Origin of the sequence: Tepidimonas sp., from assembly GCF_046292505.1 — a bacterium.
Lineage (GTDB): Bacteria > Pseudomonadota > Gammaproteobacteria > Burkholderiales > Burkholderiaceae_C > Tepidimonas.
This window is the reverse complement of the sequence record NZ_JBKBQX010000253.1, coordinates 1-555: the sequence shown is the minus strand read 5'-3', so window position 1 is coordinate 555 and position 555 is coordinate 1. Positions and strand designations below refer to the sequence as shown.

General features: G+C 63.6%; 1 protein-coding gene. It reads left to right on the top strand.

Features of this window, described 5'->3' with window-relative positions:
* Window positions 1–555, top strand: a 555-nt coding sequence (locus ACK4TH_RS13110; RefSeq protein WP_409627065.1) for an HlyD family efflux transporter periplasmic adaptor subunit, incomplete at both ends; no start/stop codon positions are given.

Sequence of the window (555 nt, the reverse complement as noted above, 5' to 3'; positions counted from 1 at the left end):
GCACCATTGCCGAGCTACGGCAGCGCGCCCAAACCCTGCTGCACGACCAACGCAAAGCCATCGAGGCCGAACTCACCCAAGTCAACCTCGAAGTCCAGGCCGAAGAAGCGCGCTGGCGCGCCGTGGCGGCCGAACTGGAGCGCACCACCATCGTCGCCAATGCCACGGGCTATGTCGTGGGGCTGGCCGTCCAGACGGTCGGTGCCGTCATCCAACCCGGACAAAAACTGCTGGACATCGTCCCCGAGGGTGAGCCGCTGCTGCTGGAAGCCAGGCTCGAGCCGCACCTGATCGACCGCGTCCACAGCGGCCTCAAAACCGATGTGCGCTTTGCCGCCTTTGCCCACACCCCCCTGTTGGTGGTCGAAGGTGAAGTCACCTCCGTCTCCAAAGACCTTTTGACAGACCCTCAGACCGGTGTGCCTTATTACCTGCTGCGCGTCGCGCTCACACCGCACGGCATGCAACAGCTCGGCACACGCCAACTGCAGCCGGGCATGCCGGCCGAAATCATCGTCAAAACCGGTGAACGGTCGCTCTTGACCTATCTGCTCA